Genomic DNA, 17,975 nt, shown 5'->3' with positions numbered 1-17,975 from the left:
TGCCGCTACGAAACCCGGCCGATCGTCAGACCTGCCAGTCCCTGCTGGAACACGCCTTCCTGATCCGCGAAATCATCCAGCGCAGCGGTAGCGGTGAAGGTGACGACGACGCCATGACCTGCCGAGATGAAAAACACGCGCTGCCGCAACGTCCCCGCGCCGGACGTCCAGTTGAACAGGATCTGGAACGCGTCATGGCCATGCACCTGCCCCGGTCCCTCCTCCTCACGGTGAAAGTGGGGCAGGGTGGCGCGGAACCCGTCGATCTGCCGGTTGCAATATTCGCGGAACGTCTCGCTGGCGCCCAGCGCATCGCGGGCGACGACCATGTTGGGGGCGATCGTCTTCGCCGGGTCGGCGGGCGCGGCATAGACGATCATCGTCTTGTCGACCCAGCCGGACGGGCGCAGCGCGGTTACGGCGATATCGGTGTGGCTGGCCACGGTTCGTCCTGCTCCAGGTTCAGCGCCGCGTCCGGCGGGATTGTTCGTTATAGGCTTCGCGGAATTCCTTGGCGAACATATCGAGGAATGCCTCGTCGGAGCCTTGCGCGACCCCGCCGAACTCACGTTCATATGCTTGCCAAAGGGCGGCATCGCGTGCCGCGGGAAGAATCCGTTCGATCATGCCCCCGGCATTGGCGCGCGCACGGATCGCAGTGGGAGAGAAACGCTCCAGCGTCGTTCGCAGGGCGCCCTGCATCGCCCGCAGCGTCGCAACCTGATGTGACTGAAGATCCTGGAATGCGTCTTCGATCGCCTGCTCCGCCGGCATGAAGCCGGCCTGCGGCGGACCCAGCAGCATCGCCACTGCCTCGTCCGGCGTGCGTGCGAATTTCAGTGGATTGTGCCCGCCGGGACTGAACGCGGTCGCCTCCGCCCCGAGCTGAGCCTTGGCGCGGGCACGCGCCTCGACCATCACCACCAGCCCGGCGATCAGTCGCCGGAACAGGCTGCCCGCGCGTGGCAACCATTGTTCGCCTTCCGATTGCGCCGGATCGAGTCCCGCCGCCCGCGCGAACGCATCTGCCGCACCGTTGGCAATAAGGGGCGCCGGTGCGGGTTGGGGGACTGGCGGACGCTCGACCGGCAGCGCCGCGCTGCCCGGTGGTGGCGAAAGCCCGAGCGGATCTCGCGCCGGCTCGACCGGCTGGCCGAAGCCGCCGCGCGCCCAGTCGACGACATTGCCCTCGGCGATACGCCCCCACAGGTCGTCCGGCGACACCGCAGCGGGCTGCGCCGGGGCCGCACTCGACCATGCCGACGCGGGCGGCGGGGGCGGGGTCGCCGCTTCCCAGGCGGAGGCGACCGGCGGCAGCGCCGCAGCGGCATCGGGGCGCCAGCCGCCGCCACGCGGCGCCGCCACGGATTGCGCCGGCCGCCCGTCCCGATCGCTACCCTCCCAGCCGGCGGCGGCGCGATGCCCGTCGGGGCGGGCAAGCGATGGACCGACCTGCGGCACCCAGCCCGCCGACGCCGATCCGCCGGGTGCCTGCGGCGGTGGCGCATCCCACCCGCTCGTCGCCGGCGCGGGAGAGGGGGCGGGCAGGCCGTCGTCCCATCCCCGCCAGACCGGAGCTGCGGCGGCGGATGGCTCGGCGGGGGGCTGGGCGGCACCCGTCAGCCGGGCGGCGATGACATAGCCGCCAACCTGAAAGCGGTCGCCGTCGGCGATCCGGTGCGGCGCGCCGAGCCGTTCGCCGGTGCCGGCGAGCATCGTGCCGTTGGTGCTGCAATCGATCAGGACATAGTCCCCGCCATCGAACCGCACCTCGAAATGCCGTGACGAGACATGGCGGGTGGGATCGGGCAGCGCCCAGTCGCAGGTTGTCGCCCGGCCGACGATCGCGCCCCGGCGGTGCAGGACGAGTTCGGACGGCGATCCGTTGTCGAGGCGTCGGCCCCCTTCGATGGCGAGGGTAAGCGTCATCGGTCGAGCGCCGTCAGGCCGCGCTCCGCGATTCGCTCGCCCAGCGTCAAGGCGCGCTCGATCGCCGCGGCGGAGTCGCCGCCGCGGTGCGCAACCGCACGGATCGCACCGACGGCATAGCGTGCGGCGACGTGTTCCGGCGGCACGATCGGCGCCGCGCCCACGGCAGCGATCGACCCGCCCGAATAGAATATGGCCGAGGCCAGCAGCCGTTCGGCGACGGGGCGGCTGATAGCCTCCGCAGCCTCACCGGCCGCGCGACGATGCGCCTCGCTCGGCTCCTCCAGCCAGCGCAACGCCACGTCCAGCGCGTGGCGTGCGCGCGACGGTGGTGGTTCCGCCGCGGCGGCATCGCCGACGATGCGCGCGGCCCAGGCGATCGCCTCGAGCCGGGGAAGGGCGTGACCCAGATAGTCGAGTGCGGCCGACCGTTGCCCGCTGCTGCGCAGGGCGTCGAAATGCTGGCGGGCCGGGACATCGTGCGCCGGCTGGTCGTCGCGGTCGACCCCCATCAGCGCAGCGACCTGCCGCGCCTCGGTCAGCCGCACTGCCGTCCATGCATCGGTCATCCGGTCAGCCTTCGCCCGCGGCGGGGCCGAGCGCCATGCTGCTGCCGAAGGCGCCGGCGCCGAGGCCGTCCGGGTTGATCTGCGTCGTGCCGCCGTTGAGCAACAGCGTCGCCGACCCGTTGATCCGCGTCTGCGCACCGGCGTTGATGATCGCCTCGGCGCCCGCCTGCACCTCCACGTGCGGCGACTGGATGACGATCCCGGTCGGGCCGATCACGACGACGGAACTGCCGACCCGCAGCGTGATCGATGTCTTCGATTCGATGTTGAGCGTACCGTCGACGAGCAGGCCGTCCTTGCCGATCACGTGCGTCGTGCGGTCGCGGCCGATCGTCTTCGTGTCGTCCTGGCCGATGTTGGTGCTGCGATCGAGGCCGACGCGACGCTGCTGGTTATGGCCGACGTGGCGGCTCTCGTCGAAGCGGACGCGGCTGTTCATGTCCCGCTCGGCGTGGATGAACATCTCTTCCTGCCCGCCCTTGTCCTCGAACCGGATCTCGTTCGAGGTGCGGTTGGCGCCACTGTCGAGCGCTTCGGCCTGCGGGTAGCTGCCGGACGCGCCGTAGGTCAGGGTGCGCCACACCGCACGCGTCTTGTTGGCCGGCAGGTCGTAGACCGGCATGTGTGCCTTGTTGAACACGCGGCCGACGATCAGCGGGCGGTCGGGATCGCCGTCGAGGAAATCGACCAGCACCTCGTGGCCGACGCGCGGCAGGATGACGTTGCCGAGGCCGCCGGTCTGCGACACGCGGATCCAGCAGGTCGCTCGCTCGCCCGGGGTATCGGCGCGGTCCCAGTGGAAGCGGACCTTCACCCGGCCGTATTCGTCCGTATAGATCGTCTCGCCCGGCGGACCGGTGACGATCGCCGACTCCAGCCCCTGCACGCGCGGACGCGGCGTCGCGGGGCGGGGACGGAAGACGGTGTCGGCGGGGATCGCGTCGAACTTGACGTTGAAGGCGTCTTCGTCGTCCTGCTGGCCCGAACGATAGCTTTCCGCCGCGATCGAATGGTGGGTGCCGGTGATGAGATAGGATGCGTTCATTCGCCCGGCCGGGTGATCGGTGACGTCGACGCGATAACCGGTGGTGAGGCCCGCGGACTGCGAGGTGCCGGAAAAGGTGCGGCGACCGGCGCGCTGCGCGTCGAGCAGCGCCTGGCCCCGTTCGCGTCCGGTGCTCTCCTGATCGCCGCGCCCCGTCTTCTCGCGCGTGTAGCGGCCCGGGTAGACGAAGATCTCGCGGTCGTCGCGTGGATGCGCGCCTTCGCTTGCGGCTTCCGCGGTCAGCGGCTGGTCGGGCGATTCGAAGTCGAAATCGCGGGTGGTGACGCGGGCTTCGCCGGTGGAGGCGACGCGTTCCACCCAGGTTTGCAGGAAATCGCCCTGCGATCCGAAGCGCGACTTCGAATCGGTGGTGAAGACCGAAACGCTGTTGGCATTGTATTTCAGCAGCGCGGGCTTGCCCGGCTGGTGCGACGCGGGGCCTTCGCACAGCACCATGACGTGGCGATCGGCGTCGTGGCGGAAGAAGTAATAGATGCCTTCCTCTTCCATCAGTCGCGAGATGAAGGCGAAGTCGCTCTCGCGATATTGCACCGTGTAGCCGCGCGGCACGCGGGGCAGGACCAGCCGGGTATAGTCGACGTCCTGGATGCCGGCGCCCTCGATCACCTGCTTGATGATCTGCACGACCGTCTTGTCCTGATAGATCGCCATCTGACGGTTCTGGTCGAGGTAGAAGGTCCACGGCTGGATCGACAGACGGTAATGATGCCCGGCCTGCGATTCCTTCGTATATTCGCCCGCGGTGACCAGCCCGTGAAAGTGGCGGAGTAATTCGCCATCCTCCAACACACTGAGCGAGGCCGGTTTTCCGAGATGAGGCTGAAGGTCGATTTCCAGTGGTGAAATGATGTCAGCCCGCACCGCAAACGGCATCCCGATACTCTCGTGACTTTGAATCCGTTCGAGGACGACCTGCTCGTCGCCAACGTCGATCGCCATCTGCGTCAGGCGCTGCGTCGTGTCTGCCACCAAGCACTCCCGCCACTTGCGCCGAACCGCGCGACGGCACCGATCCTACCGGCACCTGGCAGAGCGTACAATGCTTTACCCTTGCGTCCGTACCGCCCGGCGAGGTTTCCCGTCTCCGTCACGACATTGTCATGGTTAAGAAAAAGTCGTCCGCGACGTATTCCGTCCTTTTCAGACCGAATGACGTTCCGATCATAGGGTTGGTACGGTATTGCGCATGTAGTGCTGCCATACGGGTTGCTTCGTATCCGGGCTCGTCCTAAGACCAATCAGCACCGGGTGCATGCACGGGAGTACGACATGTCGTTGCGGATGCTGACAGTTTCACTGGCGATCCTTTCTTGCGCTGCCGCTGGCCATGCGCAGGATGCGGCGTCGTCCGCTTCCAAGCCCAGCGTAGAACAATATCTCTGCACGTTCGCAGGCAAATGCGGCGATGGCGCGATCCAGCCGGTCGCGACGCGGGATGCGCCTGACACGAAGGGCTTCCGCCTCGCGCGGCCGTCCGCGGCGGGCGATGCGGCAAACGCGCCGTCGCGTCAGGCAACTGCACGCAGCGCGGCGCGCTCGCGGCGTGGTCTGGCGCAGCGTCGCCCGGCCTATGCTGGTGCGGCGGCGACCCCGGCGGTTGATTATGCCACCGCACGTCGCCCACGTGCCGACCTGATGATCGGGTTCGAGCTGAATTCTGCGCAATTGTCTGCCGAAGGGACTCGCGCGGCGCAGGTCTTCGCGCGGTCGCTGCTACTGCCCGAATTGAAGGACAAGCGCTTCCTGATCGAGGGGCATACCGACCTGCGCGGTGGCGCACGCGTCAACACGCCGCTATCGGCGGCGCGTGCCCGTGCGGTAGCGGATTATCTCATCGTCTTGGGTGTCGAGGGCAGTCGTTTGCAAACCCGCGGTTACGGGGCCAGCGTACCGCTGCCGGGTCGGGCCAAAAGCGATCCGGCTAATCGCCGCGTCGAGGCGGAGTTGATTTCCTGACACTCGCGTCGGGATTTTGACATGGATCTCACAACGTTCCTGACGCCGGTTGCACCGGACGCGCCCGCCGGGCCGGATTTGTCGTACGATCCCGGCCGGCAGGTGATCGAGCAGGCGTTCGAATGTCCGTCCGACGACGCCGACTGGGACCGCGCGATCGCGATGATCGAGGCGCAGGCGCGACAAACCCGCGACGTCTGGCTCGCCGTCTATCTGATGCGGGCTGGCGCACGCGCTGGGGATCTTGCCGTCGTGGAGGCGGGGGCCGGTCTGCTCGCCGGGCTGTTCGAAAATTTCTGGGACACCGCGCACCCGACGTTGGAGGAATATGGCGTCGAGGGACGCAAGGGCGCGTGCGAATCGCTGGTGCGGATCGGCGAATTCCTGGCGCCGCTGCGCCGCGTGCCGCTGGTCGTGCATCCGCGCCTCGGCAGATTTACCGGTGCTGACTTCGCGCGCTACCTCGACGAGGGCGCCGCGGCCGAAGGCTATGGCCAGTTCCGCGCCGCGCTGGCCGATACGCCGGTCGAGCAGGTGGCGGAGGTCACCGACCGCTTCCGTCGGATCGAGGCGGCGTTGCAGCGCGCCGATACGGTGCTGTCGGAGCAGGCCGGGCTGGTCGGCCAGACAGGGACCAATTTCCGCCCGACCTATGAGGCGATTGAGGCGATCGTGCACGCGATCACACCCTTCGTCCGGCAGAGCGCCGAGTCTGCACCGGTCGCTCCGGCGGAGGAAGCGGCGCCGTTAGCCCCCGGGGGCGTTGGCGTGCCGGGGCGCATCCAGTCGCGTGAGGATGTCGCGCGGTCGCTCGATGCGGTGATCGAATATTATTGCCGGGTCGAACCATCCAGTCCGATCCCCGTCGCACTGGCGCGGATCAAGGGCTGGATCACGATGGATTTCGTGTCGATCTTGGAGGACATCGCCCCGGGCAGCGTCGGCGAAGCGACGTCGGTGCTGCGCGCGCGCGTGGACGTGATGGGATCATCGGATATGATGTGAATCGATATCGTGGAGCAATTCCCCAGGCTTGCGCATTTAGCTGCACAGGCCCGCAGAGGCAGAGAACAGGGATCGGAACACATGGCGATCAAGAGCGGTCAGCGGTTCATTCGCGAAAACAGGAAGCCCCGCGTTCATATTGAATATGAGGTGGAGACCTATGGCGCGCGCCAGAAAGTCGAACTGCCGTTCGTGATGGGTGTCATCTCGGATCTGTCGGGCAAGAGCCTGAAGGACAAGAAGGCGGCGGAATCGCGTGAGTTCATCGACGTCGATATGGACAATTTCGACCAGCGTATGGAGGCGGTGGCGCCGCGGGTCGCGTTCGCCGTCGATAACACGCTTGCCGGCGACGGAAAGATCGCGGTCGATATGACGTTCAACTCAATGAACGACTTCTCGCCGGGCGAGATCGCGCGCAAGATCGAACCGCTTTCGAAGCTTCTTGAGGCGCGCACCCAGCTGGAGGATTTGCTGTCTTATATGGATGGCAAGCACGGTGCGCAGGACCTGCTCGACAAGGTGCTGCAGGATCCGGCGCTGCTTCAGGCGATTTCCGCAGCTCGCAAGCCCACGGATGCGTCCGCGGCCGATCAGAACGGCGACTGAGCGATAGCGGCGGCCCGACAGGGGCCTTTCCCACGATAACGGATCGGAGCGGTTACATGGCGCAAGACGCGCTCAGGCAGACGAACGACACGGCTCAGGCGACCGACGGCGAGCTTACCGATTTCCAGGCGCTGCTGCAGAAGGAGTTTCGCCCGGCGAACGACGAGCGCAAGAGCCGCATCGAGCAGGCCGTGCAGACGCTGGCGCAGCAGGCGCTGGGCGACGCCAAGATCATCGGCGGTGACGTGTTCGCGACGGTGGATGCGATGCGCGCGGCGATCGATCGCAAGCTGACGGAACAGATCAACCAGATCATCCATCACCCGGAATTCCAGCAGCTTGAATCAGCATGGCGGGGGCTCAACTACCTCGTCATGAACACCGCGACGGGCAAGGACATGAAAATCCGCGTGATGAACATGTCCAAAGAGGAGTGCCGGCGGATGTTCCGCCAGTACCGCGACGCTGCGTGGGACCAGAGCCCGCTATTCAAGAAGGTGTACGAAAGCGAGTTCGGCCAGCTCGGCGGCCAGCCCTATGGCGCGTTCGTCTGCGATTATTACTTCGATCACAGCGCCCCCGACCTTGAGGTCATGCGCGGCCTGTCGCGGATCGGTGCCGCCAGCCACGCGCCCTTCATCGCCGCGGCGGGGCCATCGCTGCTCGGCATGGAGAGCTGGACCGAGCTGTCGAACCCGCGCGATCTGGGCAAATTGTTCGACGCCACCGATTATGCCGCATGGCGGTCGTTCCGCCAGTCGGAGGACAGCCGCTACCTCGCGCTGGCGCTGCCGCGCTTCCTCGGCCGACCGCTGTACGGCGCGAAGACGGAGCCGGTCGACGAATTCGATTTCGAAGAGGATACCGGCGGCGAGCACGACCAGCATCTGTGGCTCAACGCCGCCTATGCAATGGGCACGCGCATCACCGAGGCGTTCAATACCTATGGCTGGACGACTCGCATCCGCGGCGTAGAATCGGGTGGTACGGTCGAGGAGCTACCGACCGCGACCTTCCCGACGGATGAGGGCGGCATCGACCTCAAATGCCCAACGGAGATCGCCATCAGCGACCGGCGCGAGGCGGAGCTGTCGACGGCCGGTCTGATGGCGCTGGTGCATCGCAAGAACACCGATCAGGCCACCTTCATCGGCGCGCAGACGGTGCATCGCCCGGCGAATTACGACAAGAAGGAAGCGACTGCGAACGCGAACCTGTCGGCACGCCTGCCGTACATCTTTGCGAGCTGCCGCTTCGCGCATTATCTGAAATGCATGGTCCGCGACTGGGTGGGCGGCTCACGAGAGTCGGAACAGCTCGAACGCGACCTCAACAATTGGGTCCTCCAATATGTCGACGGGTCACCGACGACATCGAACGAGGAAACCAAGGCGCGCCTGCCGTTGAAGCAGGCCAAGATCGAGGTGATCCCTGACGAGGAGAACCCGGGTTACTACAAGGGCAAGTTCATGTTCGTGCCGCACTATCAGCTGGAAGGCATGGACGTGGCGCTCAGCATGGTCTCGCGATTACCGAAGACGTCGGGCTGATCCGCCGTCCTACCCCCCCAGAAGTAACGGAAACAGGAGAAACTCATGGCAGTCGATCTTTTCCTCAAAATCGATAGCATCCAAGGCGAATCGAACAAGAAGAACCATCAGGGCGAGATTGATATCATCTCGTTCGACTTCGGTGCGGTTCAGCATGGATCATTCCATACGGGCGGTGCCGGCGGTGGCTCAGGCAAGGCCGAAATCTCCGACATCCGCATCCAGAAGGAAGTCGACAAGGCATCGCCGCTGCTGTTCAAGGCCTGCGCCTCCGGCAAGCACATCAAGGAAGCGATCATCTATTCGCAGAAGGCTGGTGATGGCTCGGCGCCACTGACTTATTACAAGATCAAGCTGGAAGATATCATCGTCTCCGACATTCACAACAACGGCTCGTCCGGTGGTGATTCGATTATGGAGTCGGTGACGTTCAACTGCGCGAAGGTGACCTTCGACTATCAGGCGCAGAACGCGCAGGGTGGCAAGGACGGCGGCATCGTCACCGCTTACTACGACATCCGCCAGAACGAAGCGGGTTGATCCCCTCAGGTCGTCCGCAGGAGCGGTATATGCAACGGGCGGACGACCTTATCCAATCGGGCGACCTCGACGGTGCGCGACGCGCACTCGTTGAGGTGGTTCGGAGCAAACCGGGCGACGTGCCGACCCGGCTGTTCCTGTTTCAGCTTCTTGGCGTCGCGAGCGAATGGGACAAGGCGAGGGCACAACTCGCGACATTGGCGCAATTGTCACCCGAGGCGCAGATGCTGTCGGTCGTCTACGGTCAGGCGGTCGATGCCGAGCGGCAGCGCGAGGCGGTGTTCGCCGGCACGTTGCGCGCCGATATTCATGGTGGCTCCGACGCGGCTTCCGATTGGGCATGGCCGATCGCCGAGGCGATCGAGGCCACCGCACAGGGGCGCAGCGAGGATGCCGATGCGTTGCGCGAGGCCGCGTTCGACGCGGCCCCCGACACACCCGGAGAGATAGACGGCGTCCGCTTCGACTGGATCGCCGATGCCGACCAACGCTTCGGCCCGACGATCGAGGCGATCATCGGCGGGCGCTATGGCCTGCTGCCGTTCGATGCGATCGCTGAACTGACCAGTGAAGGGCCGCGCGACCTGCGCGATCTGATCTGGTATCCCGTCGAGATCACGTTGAAGGCCGGGCCGCGGATCGCCGCGCTGTTGCCGGCGCGTTACCCCGGCATCTCCACCGATCCGGCGGAGCGACTCGCCCGCGCGACGAGCTGGCAGGACGACGGCACAGGCTCCGGCCAGCGGCTGTGGGCGACCTCGGACGGCGAGGATCGCGGGCTGCTGTCGGTCCGTTCGCTGCGTTTCGACTGACGTCATGGCCGTCAAACAACGCCTGACCCCGACCCTGTACGACAAGCTGGTCGCCGATCTCGAGATTTCTGGATTGCGCGATATGAGCGACGAGGCGCCGGAGATCAGCCGCGAGAAATTCCGTTATTATTCCGTGCCGCGGCTGGAGCGGTTCAACGAAACCGCGTTGCGCGCGACGATCCGTCGCGACCTCGCCTGGCTGCTCAACACGACCAATCTGGAATCGCTCGTCGATCTGGAGGCGTATCCGCATGTCCGTGACTCGGTGCTCAACTACGGTTTGACCGATCTGGCCGGACGGACGCTCAACCGGCGCGCGGTGCTGGCGCGCGCGCGCGAGATTCGGCGCGCGGTGCGCGTGTTCGAACCGCGGCTGTCGCGCGAGGGGCTGACCGTCGATCCGATCGACGACGACGACGATCCGCACGCGTTGACGTTCATGATCCAAGGCGACATCACGTCGGCGGCGCAAACCATGCCGGTGAAATTCCGTACCGAGGTTGAGGCGGAAACCGCCACTGTGAACGTGCGCGAATGATCCTGTCGTGAGTTCCGGCATCGATCCGCGCCTGTTGCGCTTCTACAACGACGAACTCGCTTATCTGCGCGAAGAGGCACGTGCATTCGGCGAGGAGCATGAGGCGGTGGCGGGGCGGCTGGGTCTCAAGACGCCGACCGACCCGGATCCCTATGTCGAGCGGTTGCTGGAGGGCGTCGCCTACCTCGGCGCGCGCGTGCAGCTCAAGATCGCGGATCAATATCCCGAATTCACCCAGCATCTGCTGCATGCGGTGCAGCCGCATTATCTGGCGCCGACGCCGTCGATGTGCGTCGTCGGGTTCGAGCCAAAGGAGGGCGAGCCGATCCTGATCAAGGGGCATCAGGTGCCGCGATCGACACCGCTGATGGCGATCGCAACCGAGCAGGAGGGGGTGCCGGTCGAATTCCGTACCGGGCATGACGTCACGCTCTGGCCGCTCAAGATCACGCAGGTCGAATATCTCGCCAGCCGCGCGGCCGTTGCCTCGTTCGCCAGTGCGGCCAACGTGCGTGCCGAAGCTGGTTTGCGCATCCGGTTCGAGGCGACCGGCGGCGCGGCGCTGCCGCAGGTACTGCCGCAATCGCTGCCGATATATTTGGCCGGGTCGGAGGCGGTGCCGGCCGAACTGTACCGTCAGGTGATCGGCGAGACGCTGGCCGTGATCGCGCGGTCGGCGGATGCGGCGGCGGGGACCGAAGGCTGGAAGAAGCTGTCGTTGCCGCAGCAGGTCGGCTTCCACGACGATCAGGCGCTGCTGCCGGCGGAACTGCGCTCGTTTCGCGGCTATCGCCTGCTCAGCGAATATTTCGCCTGCCCCGAACGCTTCCTGTTCGTCGACCTGCCGGGGCTCGACCGCGCGTTTCGCGACAGTCCGCAGGCGTGCGACGTCGTGTTGCTGTTCGACCGGTCGGCACCGGTGCTGCACAAGGCGCTGGAGCCAGCAAACCTGCGGCTGTTCGCGACGCCGGCGATCAACCTGTTCGAGAAGCAACTCGGCCGCGTCCGCGTGTCCAAGTTCGAACACGAGCATCATGTCATCCCCGATCGCGCGCGGCCGCTCGATTTCGAGGTGTTCCGGCTGCTCGATGTGCAGGCTTACTCCGCGCACAATACCGATGCGCGGACGGTGGCGCCGCTCTATGCCTATGGCGCGTTGCTGTACGATTGGAGCGAGGCACTGTTCTATACGACGCAGCTTCGACCGCGACGGCTGTCGACGCGCGAACAGCGGCTGCGGCGGCGTGGCGAGTACACGGGTACGGAGACGTGGATTAGCCTCACCGCGCCCGGCGATGCGACCCGACTCGACCATATCGATGAACTGGCGGTGCGTGCGCTCGTCACCAACCGCGAGCTGCCCGAATTGCTGCAATTTCGCGGTGACCAGCATTTCACGGCGTCAGGTGTCCCTGCGCGCGCGGTCAGCGTGCTGCGCGCCCCGACCCGGCCGCAGCCGCCGATGGGGATGGGCGATGCGGCCTGGCGGGTAATCGGCCACCTGACGCCCAATTACATGACGCTGGCGCCGGAGGATCATGACGATCCGCAAGTGCTGCGCGATCACCTGGCGCTGTACGGGCGGCAGGACGACGCTGCCTCGCGCCGGCAGGTCGATGGCGTCTCGGCGATCCGATCGACGCGGGTCGCGCGGCGGGTGCCGGGGATGGACCGAATGGCGATCGCGCGGGGGCATCGCATCCATGTGACGCTGGACGATGCCGCGTTCGACAAGGGGCGGATGTTCCTGTTCTCGGCGGTGCTCGAACGCTTCCTCGCCGAATTCGCCAGCATCAACGCGTTTACGGAAATGCACGTGTCCAGCGCCAATGAAGGGGAGTTCCAGCGATGGCCGCTGCGGATCGGTCGTCGCCACACCATCTAAGCTTCCTCGCCGACGCCAAGGCGTCGCGGAAGCGGTTCGGATTGTTCCCTATCGCGCGCGGAGCGGAGGCGCGCGCACCCGACCTGCCGCGGATCGGGCTGGCACGACGACCGGCACAGAGTATCGCCGACCTTCATCAGGTGCCGACGCTCGCCTTTCCGGATTCGACGCTGGAAGAGGTCGAGGTCCGCGACGGTCGGGCGCAGATCGGGGGATTCTGGTTTGGATTGACCGGGCCGATGGGTCCGCTGCCGTCGCACATGACCGAGTTCGCGGTGTTCGAGCGCCGCTATGCGAAGAAACGCCCGTTCGGCCGCTGGCTCGACCTGTTGGCGGGGCGGATGCTGCAATTCTTTTTTCGCGCCTGGGCGGATTCGCAGCCCGTGGCGCAGGCGGATCGGCCCAACGACGATCGCTTCGCAGCGCGCGTCGCGCAGCTGACCGGGGCGAGCGAGGGTGTTCCCACGAACAGCACCTTCCCGGCGCAGGCACGGGTGCATTACGCGGCGCTGTTCGCGTCGCGGCGTAGTGCCGGGGGGATCGAGGATGCGATGACGCATCTGCTCGGCCAGCCGGTCACTGTGCTCGAATATCAGCCACGCTGGCGCGCGATCGAGGCGGACGACCAGACCCAGCTCGGCCGATCCTTCTGTGGACTGGGGACGGAGGCGATGTTGGGTGCCCGCGCCAAGATCGCATCCGATGCCTTTCGCATCGTGATCCGTGCCCGCTCACGTGCGGATTACGAGGCGCTGCTGCCGTCCGGCCCGCGCTTTCGCATCCTGTCCGAGGCGCTCGATGCCTTCGCGCCGAGCCACCTCGAATGGGACGTGGCGCTGGAGGTGAGCGGCAAGGATGCACGCCCTGCGCGGCTCGATGGCACGACGCGGCTGGGCTGGAGCGGCTGGCTGGGCGCAACGGGCGACGACGGCGTGCGCGGCGATGCGCATCTGCGGCGCCGCACGAAGACTTTCACCGCCAGGACGGCGGACGAGATTTCCGGAGAAACAGCATGACAGACATCAATCGTGCATCGCTATTCGGGCGGCTCGACGCCGCGGCACTGACGTCGATCGAGTCCGCCACCGGGTTCGCCCGGATGCGCGGCAATCCGTATGTCGAGCTGGTGCACTGGATCCACCTGCTGGTACAGGACCCGCAGGGTGACGTCGCCGCGATCCGGCAGGCGTTCGGACTGGATGAGGCGCGTCTGGCGCGAGATATCGTCGGCACGCTCGACCTGTTGCCGCGCGGAGCCTCGGCAATCAGCGACTTCGCGCCGCAGGTCGAGGAAGCGATCGAAAAGGGATGGCTGTACGCCTCGCTCCATTTCGGCGCCGGTAAGGTCCGGAGCGGGCATCTGCTCTACGGCATGCTGCGGACGCCCACATTGCGCAATGCGCTGTTCGCGACGAGCGGCGAATGGCGCAAGGTTCAAGCTGAACGGCTTGGCAGCGAATTCGCGACGATTGTCGGTGCGTCCGCCGAACCGGTCGAAGCCGCCCCCCCCGGCGCGCCCACTGCGACCAGCCCCGGCGAGGCGCTCGGCCGCTATTCGATCGACCTCACCGCCAAGGCCCGCGCGGGCGAGATCGACGCGATCGTCGGGCGCGATGCGGAGATCCGCCAGCTGGTCGATGTCCTGCTGCGCCGTCGACAGAACAACCCGATCCTCGTCGGCGAGGCGGGCGTCGGCAAGACGGCGGTGGTTGAGGGCTTCGCCCGACGCATTGTCGACGGCGACGTGCCGCCCGCGCTGCGCAACGTCGTCGTGCGGTCGCTCGACGTCACGCTGATGCAGGCGGGTGCCGGCGTGAAAGGCGAATTCGAGAAGCGATTGCGGCAGGTGATCGACGAGGTCGAGGGTGCGGCGACGCCGGTGATCCTGTTCATCGACGAGGCGCATACGCTGATCGGTGCGGGCGGTCAGGCGGGCACGGGCGATGCCGCCAACCTGCTGAAGCCGGCGCTCGCCCGCGGTCGACTGCGGACGATCGCGGCGACGACCTACGCCGAATATCGCCAGTATTTCGAGAAGGACCCGGCGCTGACCCGCCGCTTTCAGACGGTCGATGTCGCCGAGCCGGAAGCACCGGTCGCCATCGCGATGCTGCGATCGGTAGTGCCGGCGATGGAGGCGCATCACGACGTCGTGATCCTCGACGACGCAGTTGCGGCAGCAGTGACGCTGTCGCAACGCTATGTTCCGGCGCGGCAATTGCCCGACAAGGCGGTAAGCCTGATCGACACCGCCGCCGCGCGCGTCGCGGTGTCGCAGACAGCGACACCGGCACCCGTCGAGGACGCCCGGCGCAGGCTGGAGCTGCTGGAGGTCGAACGCGGCATCGTCGAACGCGAGGTAGAAGGCCGCTATCGCAGCAACGAGGCCTTGCCCGCGCTGGACGAAGCCATCGCCGCGGCACGCGACGCCGTAGAAACCGCGGAAGCGCAATGGGCGCGCGAGACAGACGCGCTCGACGCGGTTCGCACCGCGCGTGACGGTGGCGACGCGACAGCGCTCGACGCTGCGCTGACGACAGCGCGCGACGCGGCGGGCGATGCGCCGATGGTATTCGGCGTGGTCGACGCCGATGCCGTCGCTGCGGTGGTCGGAGACTGGACCGGCATTCCGGTCGGCCGGATGGTGAAGGACGAGATCGCTAGCGTCCTCGCGATCGGCGATGCGCTCAAGTCCCGTGTGATCGGTCAGGATCACGCGATGGACGCGATCGCCAAGCGCATCCAGACCAGCCGCGCCAAGCTGGACAATCCCGGCAAGCCGGTCGGCGTGTTCATGCTCTGCGGCCCATCGGGGGTCGGCAAGACTGAAACGGCCCATGCGCTCGCAGAACTGCTGTTCTCCGGCGACGAATCGATGATCGTTATCAACATGAGCGAATTTCAGGAGGCGCATACCGTCTCGACGCTCAAAGGCGCGCCGGCGGGCTATGTCGGCTATGGTCAGGGCGGCGTGCTGACCGAGGCGGTGCGGCGGCGGCCCTATTCGGTGGTGCTGCTCGACGAGGTCGAGAAGGCGCATCCCGATGTCCACGAGATGTTCTTCCAGGTGTTCGACAAGGGCTTCATGAACGATGCCGAGGGCCGGCATATCGATTTCCGCAACACGGTGATCTTGCTGACGTCGAATGTCGGCACCGACCTGATCGCATCGCTGACCGAGGACGAGGAATTGGCGCCGGAGCCGGACGCGCTGGCGACGGCGCTGCGCCCGGAATTGCTCAAGGTGTTCCCGCCTGCGCTGCTTGGCCGGTTGCAGGTGCTGCCTTATTACCCACTCAAGCCGGACGTGCTGGCGGGAATCGTCCGTCTGCAACTGGCGCGTATCGAGCGACGGATCGTCGACAACCACGGCATCGCGGTGACGATCGACGCTGCGGTGGTCCAGCATATCGTCGAACGCTGCACCGAGATCGCGTCGGGCGGGCGGATGATCGACGCGATCCTGACCAATACGATGCTGCCCGACATGTCGGTCGCACTGCTCCAACGGCGGATGCGCGGCGAAGAGGTGACGGCAATTTACGTCGGCGTGGACGGCGGTGCGTTCGCTTACCGGTTCGTCGGCCCCTTGCCCGATGACGCGGCCCCGATCCCGCCGGCGGAGACGGTAGCATGACTCCGCGTCTCGCCGTTCTGGCCGCACTGGCGGTGGCCGCGTGCGATGGCAAACCCGACGAGACGCCACAAGCGGCGACACTCGCAACCGTCGGATCGGCGACGCCTGCGGATTTGGCGGTCGATGTGATCGACACGGCCGACGGGAAAGGGCGCTATACCGCGAAACGCGAGGGCCGTACGACGCAGGTGACGTTCCCGCTGGCGATCGCGCAGGTGGCGCCCGCAACCTTCCATACCGGCCAGCGCCTGGGTGAGACGGCGGCAGGGGTCGTGGTCATGGTCGACGAATATGCCAGCCGCGCGACCGGCGGCCGCTGCACCGATGGGACGGAGGCCTTCATCCGCGTCTTTTCCCTGCCGATGCGGCGCGAATTGATGGCGATGCCGGTGGAGAGCTGCATCAGCGGGATCAAGGGTGCCGAGCCACGTGCCGAGTGGCTGGATGACGGACGGTTCCGGATCAACGGATCGCGATCGGCGACGTATCGCATCGAGGGGACCGGCACCTTGACCAAAACAGGGGAGCAGCACTGATGGCCGACCATGAGGTGATCGTCCTTGATCAGGACGCGATGATGCGGCTCTGGCTCTACGACAAGTTGCAGGCGCATACGCTGACGGAGGCGCAGGCGGACGCGCTGTGGCGCAAGCACCAGGAGAACGCCAAGCTGGTCGCGAACTATGCCGCGGCGGCCGACGACGCAGCATCGATCTACAAGCTGGCGCGCGACATGCGTACCCCGCTCGGCCGCGTCTATTTCAAAGCTTATGGCGGCAAGATGCATGTCGTTTTGAAGGGGAGTTCGCGGCTTCGTACTATTCTTACGGGTACTCGGTACGGGGTTCGGAATGCGAAGGTCGTCGGCATGGGAATCGGCCGTTACGGCGCGATCAAGTCGGCGAAGGGGGGCACGATCATCACGGTCGTGCTGATGACCGTGTGGAACGTCGCCGATTACGTCATGCGCGATGAAGCGACGCTGGGCGGCCTGATCGGCGGTATCGCCGCCGATGTCACGAAGGCCGCGATCGGTGGCGCGGTCGGTGCGGCGGCGGGATCGCTGGCAGCGGGGACGCTGATGATCGGCACGTTCGCACTGGGCCCGCTCGTCGTGGCGGTGGGCGTCGGCCTGATCGCGGGATATCTGCTCGACAAGCTGGATTCCCGGTTCAAGCTGACCGAGCGCCTGCAGAAGCTGGTCGAGGACGGGATCGAGAAGCTGCGTGCCGCCGCCGCCGCGCAGCAGCAATCGCTGCTGCGACGGGGCAGCGAGGCGCTGGATATGATGGCGGGTGCGGTCGTCGACCTGGCCGTCGATTACGTCGTGAGCGAGGTGAAGCGACGGGTCCGACCGCTGACATGGCGGCTGGTGCCACGGCTGTGAGCCGGCGCGTCGTCGCGCCCGTCGTCGCGGACGAGAACAGGTCGAGGCGCGACGAGCGGTTGCTTGGCGTCGCATTGGGCGTGCTGGCGGTCGGCGTCGCGTATTTCGGTCTCGTCGATCTGGGTGACATGGCGGCGGCGATCCGGCGCCATGCGCCGCTGGTGACGGTGAGCACGGGCAGCGCCGCCGTCGTTCCGGCGGCGGGTGCCATGATCCTGTTGGCGATGATGCTGTTGCTGCGGCCGTCACCGCGCAATCAGCGGCGCCTGTTCGGGTGTGCGCTTGGCATACTTGCGCTGGTGCCGATCGCACCCTTCGCGCTGCATGGCTGGACGGGCGCGATGCTGCCCGCGAAAGGATATGCCGGTTGCAGGCCCGCAGTCGCGACGCGTTTCCTGACCAGCATATGGGTGCTTGGAAGCGTGGCCGCGTGTCCCGACCGGGATTGAGCCGGCAATCCGATGCGACGGATCGATGGATCGGTGGATCGAC

At 66.4% G+C, this 17,975-nt stretch carries 17 protein-coding genes; 13 read left to right on the top strand and 4 right to left on the bottom strand.

Features of this window, described 5'->3' with window-relative positions; translation table 11 throughout:
* Positions 1-5: 5 nt before the first annotated feature.
* From NF699_10175 to vgrG, 4 genes are read right to left on the bottom strand one after another with little or no spacing between them, the layout of a single operon-like run.
* Entirely contained in the window at positions 6-443 is a 438-nt protein-coding gene (locus tag NF699_10175) for a DUF1795 domain-containing protein (GenBank protein ID USU03459.1), read from the bottom strand.
* 19 nt (positions 444-462) lie between these two features.
* Positions 463-1,929: a type VI secretion system-associated FHA domain protein TagH gene (gene tagH / locus NF699_10170; GenBank protein ID USU03458.1), complete on the bottom strand. Its 1,467-nt coding sequence runs from the start codon at positions 1,927-1,929 to the stop codon at positions 463-465.
* The gene (locus NF699_10165) at positions 1,926-2,498 is read right to left on the bottom strand and encodes a hypothetical protein (GenBank protein USU03457.1); all 573 of its coding nucleotides are present in this window, start codon (positions 2,496-2,498) and stop codon (positions 1,926-1,928) included. The genes tagH and NF699_10165 overlap by 4 nt, the downstream gene beginning before the upstream one ends.
* A gap of 4 nt (positions 2,499-2,502) precedes the next feature.
* Positions 2,503-4,533, bottom strand: a complete 2,031-nt coding sequence (gene vgrG / locus NF699_10160) for a type VI secretion system tip protein VgrG (GenBank protein ID USU03456.1) — start codon at positions 4,531-4,533, stop codon at positions 2,503-2,505.
* 312 nt (positions 4,534-4,845) lie between these two features.
* Here vgrG and NF699_10155 point away from each other — a divergent pair, with 312 nt between their 5' ends.
* The 13 genes from NF699_10155 to NF699_10095 all read left to right on the top strand — a co-directional run bounded on the left by NF699_10155 (position 4,846) and on the right by NF699_10095 (position 17,932).
* Positions 4,846-5,520, top strand: coding sequence for an OmpA family protein (locus tag NF699_10155; GenBank protein USU03455.1), 675 nt, complete (start codon positions 4,846-4,848; stop codon positions 5,518-5,520).
* A gap of 21 nt (positions 5,521-5,541) precedes the next feature.
* Complete coding sequence (locus NF699_10150; GenBank protein ID USU03454.1) at positions 5,542-6,525, top strand: type VI secretion system ImpA family N-terminal domain-containing protein; 984 nt, start codon at positions 5,542-5,544, stop codon at positions 6,523-6,525.
* Between the two features lie 81 nt (positions 6,526-6,606).
* A complete protein-coding gene (gene tssB, locus NF699_10145) occupies positions 6,607-7,134 on the top strand; it encodes a type VI secretion system contractile sheath small subunit (GenBank protein ID USU03453.1) in 528 nt (175 codons plus the stop codon).
* Positions 7,135-7,190: 56 nt separating this feature from the next.
* Positions 7,191-8,684 (top strand): type VI secretion system contractile sheath large subunit, encoded by a 1,494-nt coding sequence (tssC, locus tag NF699_10140; GenBank protein ID USU03452.1) that lies wholly within the window; start codon positions 7,191-7,193, stop codon positions 8,682-8,684.
* A 45-nt stretch (positions 8,685-8,729) separates the two neighbouring features.
* On the top strand, positions 8,730-9,224 hold the full coding sequence (locus NF699_10135) for a type VI secretion system tube protein Hcp (protein ID USU03451.1): 495 nt from the start codon (positions 8,730-8,732) through the stop codon (positions 9,222-9,224).
* Positions 9,225-9,253: 29 nt separating this feature from the next.
* The gene (locus NF699_10130; protein ID USU03450.1) at positions 9,254-10,036 is read left to right on the top strand and encodes a virulence protein SciE type; all 783 of its coding nucleotides are present in this window, start codon (positions 9,254-9,256) and stop codon (positions 10,034-10,036) included.
* A 4-nt stretch (positions 10,037-10,040) separates the two neighbouring features.
* Entirely contained in the window at positions 10,041-10,574 is a 534-nt protein-coding gene (gene tssE, locus NF699_10125) for a type VI secretion system baseplate subunit TssE (protein ID USU03449.1), read from the top strand.
* A gap of 7 nt (positions 10,575-10,581) precedes the next feature.
* Positions 10,582-12,459 carry a type VI secretion system baseplate subunit TssF gene (tssF, locus tag NF699_10120; GenBank protein USU03448.1) on the top strand — a complete coding sequence of 626 codons (1,878 nt, stop codon included), beginning with the start codon at positions 10,582-10,584 and terminating at the stop codon, positions 12,457-12,459.
* The gene (gene tssG / locus NF699_10115) at positions 12,423-13,475 is read left to right on the top strand and encodes a type VI secretion system baseplate subunit TssG (protein ID USU03447.1); all 1,053 of its coding nucleotides are present in this window, start codon (positions 12,423-12,425) and stop codon (positions 13,473-13,475) included. The genes tssF and tssG overlap by 37 nt, the downstream gene beginning before the upstream one ends.
* Positions 13,472-16,096 carry a type VI secretion system ATPase TssH gene (gene tssH, locus NF699_10110; protein ID USU03446.1) on the top strand — a complete coding sequence of 875 codons (2,625 nt, stop codon included), beginning with the start codon at positions 13,472-13,474 and terminating at the stop codon, positions 16,094-16,096. Before tssG ends, tssH begins: the two co-directional genes overlap by 4 nt.
* The gene (locus NF699_10105) at positions 16,093-16,632 is read left to right on the top strand and encodes a hypothetical protein (GenBank protein ID USU03445.1); all 540 of its coding nucleotides are present in this window, start codon (positions 16,093-16,095) and stop codon (positions 16,630-16,632) included. The genes tssH and NF699_10105 overlap by 4 nt, the downstream gene beginning before the upstream one ends.
* Positions 16,632-17,483: a hypothetical protein gene (locus NF699_10100; GenBank protein ID USU03444.1), complete on the top strand. Its 852-nt coding sequence runs from the start codon at positions 16,632-16,634 to the stop codon at positions 17,481-17,483. The genes NF699_10105 and NF699_10100 overlap by 1 nt, the downstream gene beginning before the upstream one ends.
* The gene (locus NF699_10095) at positions 17,480-17,932 is read left to right on the top strand and encodes a hypothetical protein (protein ID USU03443.1); all 453 of its coding nucleotides are present in this window, start codon (positions 17,480-17,482) and stop codon (positions 17,930-17,932) included. Before NF699_10100 ends, NF699_10095 begins: the two co-directional genes overlap by 4 nt.
* The last annotated feature ends 43 nt before the right edge of the window (positions 17,933-17,975 follow it).

The sequence above is a fragment of the Sphingomonadaceae bacterium OTU29LAMAA1 genome (genome assembly GCA_024072375.1).
Classification (GTDB): Bacteria; Pseudomonadota; Alphaproteobacteria; order Sphingomonadales; family Sphingomonadaceae; genus Sphingomonas.
Note: the sequence above shows the minus strand (reverse complement) of the source record. Positions and strands in the feature narration are given on the sequence as shown.